Annotated in this window: 4 protein-coding genes; 3 read left to right on the top strand and 1 reads right to left on the bottom strand. The window is 62.6% G+C overall.

Annotation, left to right across the window (positions count from 1 at the left end):
• The first annotated feature begins 414 nt into the window (after window positions 1-414).
• From ACH2EI_RS05940 to ribA, 3 genes are all read left to right on the top strand, one after another.
• Window positions 415-870 (top strand): winged helix-turn-helix transcriptional regulator, encoded by a 456-nt coding sequence (locus ACH2EI_RS05940; RefSeq protein WP_395155321.1) that lies wholly within the window; start codon window positions 415-417, stop codon window positions 868-870.
• A gap of 20 nt (window positions 871-890) precedes the next feature.
• Window positions 891-3260: a 5-amino-6-(D-ribitylamino)uracil--L-tyrosine 4-hydroxyphenyl transferase CofH gene (gene cofH, locus ACH2EI_RS05945; RefSeq protein WP_395155322.1), complete on the top strand. Its 2370-nt coding sequence runs from the start codon at window positions 891-893 to the stop codon at window positions 3258-3260.
• 86 nt (window positions 3261-3346) lie between these two features.
• The gene (gene ribA, locus ACH2EI_RS05950) at window positions 3347-3934 is read left to right on the top strand and encodes a GTP cyclohydrolase II (protein ID WP_395155323.1); all 588 of its coding nucleotides are present in this window, start codon (window positions 3347-3349) and stop codon (window positions 3932-3934) included.
• 60 nt (window positions 3935-3994) lie between these two features.
• On the opposite strand, the gene ACH2EI_RS05955 is transcribed toward ribA, so the two are convergent.
• A partial coding sequence (locus ACH2EI_RS05955) for a serine hydrolase domain-containing protein (protein WP_395155324.1) occupies window positions 3995-4612 on the bottom strand: 618 nt, incomplete at its 5' end.

Below are 4612 nucleotides of genomic sequence, written 5' to 3' on the forward strand. Positions count from 1 at the left end.
ACTGCGACCCGATCCACCAGTGCAGCATGCTGAGAGTTCAGGACGCCAACAATGTCGTTGACCTCAACGTCAATGTTGGCGTCAATGTCAGAGACCTCGCAGACCAAACCCTCCAACACCGTTGTCGATGACATATGTAAGCATACACCAGTTCGATATGGAAACCAATACAGATCGTCTGTTTGATACATGTCATTAACGCTCCCGTGTAAAGGCGATCGGGTGCGGCATGTGTTCGTACAGCGTGTGGTGTCGACATCGTGGAAGGAGATGAAGCGCGTGGCGATCCCATGCGCTGACCGGATCGGTTCCGACGTCGGAACCGGGGTGCCGCTCCAGCGGTCTCCGCGGCCAGAGTAGGTTCGAAAAACGGACCGACTTGGTTCTGATTCCGAACTTACCTATAGTGGCGGTATGGCCAACGCCGAGAACACTGCCGATCGAGCGTGCTCGATTCAGGCGAGCCTCGACGTACTCGGTGACCGTTGGACCATTCTGATCATGCGCGACGCGTTTCGTGGAGTCAGACGGTTCGACGATTTCCGCCGCGACCTCGACATTGCTCGTCCGGTCCTTACCGAGCGACTGAAAAGGCTGGTCGTGGCCGGTGTACTCGAACGACGTCTGTACTGCGAACGTCCGCCGCGTTACGAGTATCGGCTGACGCCGATGGGCGCTGCGCTGTCGCCGACCCTGGTCGCGCTGATGCGCTGGGGCGACGAATGGATCAATCACGACGAGCCGCCCACCGTGCTCGTGCACGAGGCGTGCGGCGAACCGCTTGACCAGGCATTTGTTTGCTGGCACTGCGACGAGACATTCACCCAGTCGGCCATTGCGAGCCGACCCGGCAACACCGTTATCCACTGAAATCCCTGGGGGGAAACCACATGAATCATCCACTGTTGAACGAATCGCTGCCCGACCTGCTCGCACTCGCCTCAGCGCGCCGCGACGAATCGTTTGGGACGCGCATCACGTACAGCCCGAAGGTGTTCATCCCGCTGACGTTCCTGTGTAACGACACGTGCGGCTACTGCACCTTCGCCCAGCCGCCAGCCCGGGTGGAGAAGCTGTATCTTGACCCCGAAGACGTCCTGAAGATCGCCAAGCAAGGTGCCCGGCAAGGCTGTCACGAAGCATTGTTTACGCTCGGGGAGCGGCCGGAAGATCGCTACGAGGTGGCCCGCGATTGGCTCCGTGAGCGGGGCTACGACTCCACCGTGCATTACGTCGCTGAGATGGCCAAGCTGGTCATTGCCGAAACCGGCCTCCTTCCGCACGCCAACTGCGGAGCACTGACCAAAGCCGAACTCGAGCAGTTGCGACCGTTCAGCCCGAGCCAGGGGATGATGATCGAGTCGATCAACCCCGACCTCGAAGCTCATCGTGGTGCGCCTGACAAGGTGCCCGAGCGGCGCCTTGCCACCCTTGAGGCTGCAGGCGAACTGCAGATCCCGTTCACCACTGGCATCCTCATCGGCATTGGTGACACGCGTGCCGACCAGCTCGCCGGTCTCGAAGCGATTGCCGACAGCCATCGCCGCCACGGTCACGTGCAAGAAGTGATCGTCCAGAACTTCCTCCCCAAGCTGCGCACCGCAATGAAGGGCGTGCGGGCGTGCCCGAGCGACGACTACTTGTGGACGTTGGCAGCAGCCCGGCTGATCTTGCCTGCCGATGTGCATTTGCAAGCACCGCCGAACCTGTCTGACGATTTCGGCGCACTGGTCGATGCGGGCATCGACGACTGGGGTGGCGTCTCGCCGGTCACCGCCGACCATGTCAACCCAGAGCGGCCGTGGCCCGATCTCGAACGACTGCGGGAGGTCACCGAGGGGAAGGGCCATGTGCTCGCACCGCGGCTGACCGTGTATCCCGAGTTCGTGCGCGACCGCGTGCGCTGGCTCGACGCAGGCATGCACTTCCCGGTGATGGATCGGGCCGATTCTGAGTGGCTGGGTCGTGACGACCCAGGCCAGTTCTGGCCGGAGAAGACCACAGCGGCCGACACCGTTGCTGACGGTGCCGAGTTCGTGCTGGTTGGTCATCGCTCGACCGCCTGGTACTCGGGTGCCGACAATCCGCCGCCGGTCTTCCTGTCGGATGACCCCAACCGTGAACGGACGGTCTGCCCGACCGGTGCGGTCGCCGACGTGCTTGACGGCATCGAGATGGGCCAAGAACCCGGCCTCGACGAGATCGCCACACTCTTCTCGGCGCGCGGCCCTGAAGCAGTCGCGGTCATGGAACTGGCCGACCGTCGGCGCAAGGAAATCGTTGGCGACACACTCACCTGGGTCGCCAACCGCAACATCAACTACACGAACGTCTGCACCTTCAAGTGCAAGTTCTGTGGCTTCTCGAAAGGTCCGCTGTCGCTCAACCTGCGCGGCACGCCGTACCTCCTCACGCTTGATGACATCGCCGAGCGCGCCAAGGAAGGCTGGGACGCCGGCGCTACCGAGGTCACCCTGCAGGGTGGGATCCACCCGAACTTTGACGGCGACTACTACATCGACGTCACACGCGCGGTGAAAGATGCCGTGCCCGATATGCACGTGCACGGCTTCACCGCCCTCGAGGTCACCGAAGGCGCCAAGCGGCTCGGCGAAGATCTCGTCACCTACCTCGGACGACTCAAAGAGGCTGGCCTCGCGTCGCTGCCAGGCACTGCTGCGGAGATTCTCGACGACGACATCCGGGCGATTCTGTGCCCCGACAAGATCAATACCGAAGAGTGGATGGATGCCCATCGGGCAGCGCATTCGATCGGTCTCCATTCAAATGTGACGATCATGTTTGGCTCTGTCGAAGAGCCAATCCACTGGGCGCGCCACTTAGTGATCACGCGCGACCTGCAGAAAGAAAACGTGCGGCTGGGGCAGGTCGGGTTCACCGAATTTGTCGGGTTGCCCTTCGTGCACATGGCCTCACCGATCTACCTGCAGCGCAAGGCGCGCCGCGGCCCGACGTTCCGCGAAAACGTGCTGATGCACTCGGTGGCCCGCCTTGCCTACGGCGAACTGATCCCGAACATCCAGGCCAGCTGGGTCAAGATCGGCTTGTCCGGAACACACCAGATGATGAACGCTGGCTGCAACGACCTCGGCGGAACCCTGATGGGCGAGAACATTTCACGTGCCGCCGGTGCGAGCCACGGCCAGGAGATGACAGTCCAAGACTTCACAAAGTTTGCCGAGTCAATCGAACGGCCAGTCGAGCAGCGCACCACCGGTTACGGGCGGGTACTGGTGTGAGCGAGATGATCGAGTGTGTCGGCCCCGCCGGTGTCACACCGAGGTCTGTCACACCGAGGTCTGACCTGAGTGTGACAGTTGAGCGTGTGGGTGATGCGCGCTTGCCGACAGATGTCGACACGTTTCGCATCGTTTCGTATCGGGCCAGCGATGGGCATGAGCACGTTGCGCTGATCGCCGGCGACCCAGCTGTGCCGTCGTCGCAGCCGGTGCTGGTGCGTCTGCACAGCGAATGCCTGACGGGCGACGTGCTGGGCTCTGCCAAGTGCGATTGCGGCCAACAGCTCAACGCAGCGCGTCGTGCCATCTCGGCGGAGGCAGCTGGCGGGCGAGCCGGTGTGGTCGTGTATCTGCGAGGCCACGAAGGCCGGGGGATCGGGCTGGCAAACAAGATCCGGGCATACGAGTTGCAAGACCAGGGCCTCGACACCGTTGATGCGAACACCGCACAGGGGCTGCCGGTCGATGCCCGACACTACGACGTCGCCGCGGCGATCCTGCTGGACCTCGGTATCAGCTCGGTCCGCTTGATCAGCAACAATCCGGCGAAGGCGCAGGGGCTCCAAGAGCACGGCGTCACTGTGGCCGAGATGATGCCGATCGACGTTGCGCACACCGCGGAGAGCCGCGCCTACCTCGCCTCGAAACGCCAGCTCCTGAACCATTTGGGCTGAACTGGCTGGGCTGAACTGGCTGGGCTGAACTGGCTGGGCTGAACTGGCGGAGAGGCAGAGTCAGGACCAGATGTCGAAGGTGCTGGCTGCAAGGCCTTCGGCCTCGACGCCATCTATGTTGCATGTGACGGCAACGGCGCGACCTTCACTTGGTTGCATCACGATTGCTGAGCCGTAGCCGATCCACGAACCGCCGTGCCGGAGAATTTGTTCGTCGCCACTGCCGATGATCTCGATGCCGCCGCCGTACTCGCCTGCTTCGTCGGCGACGCTACCGGGTGCCAGCATCACGTTGAGCCACTCGGGCGACCCGAGGTTGCCGACTTGTGCGTCGGCCACGAAGAGGTCAACCCAAGCCAGTAGGTCGGCGGCAGTTGTATGCACGGCACCGTCGCCGGTTTGTTGCCACGATGATCCGGCAGGTTCCCACTGGTCGCCGTCGGGCTCGTATCCCTGAGCTTGGCCGAGAATGAGCGCGCCCTGATCGTCGCGCACCGTCGAGTCGTCCATGCCGAGCGGCTCGAAGATCGCGGCCTGCGTGTAGTCACCGAGCGACTGTCCCGTGACGCGCTCGACAATCACTGATAACAAGACGTAGTTGGTGTTTGAATACTCGAACGAAGTGCCTGGCTTGACGACCGGATCTCCAGCGGGCGACGCGATGGCTTGCAGCGCATC

Source organism: Ilumatobacter sp. (genome assembly GCF_041688325.1).
Classification (GTDB): Bacteria; Actinomycetota; Acidimicrobiia; order Acidimicrobiales; family Ilumatobacteraceae; genus Ilumatobacter_A.

Excerpts from the sequence above, each read along its gene's own strand:
- cofH (WP_395155322.1), top strand. The coding sequence starts at position 891 with ATGAATCATCCACTGTTGAACGAATCGCTGCCCGACCTGCTCGCACTC.
- ACH2EI_RS05940 (WP_395155321.1), top strand. The coding sequence starts at position 415 with ATGGCCAACGCCGAGAACACTGCCGATCGAGCGTGCTCGATTCAGGCG.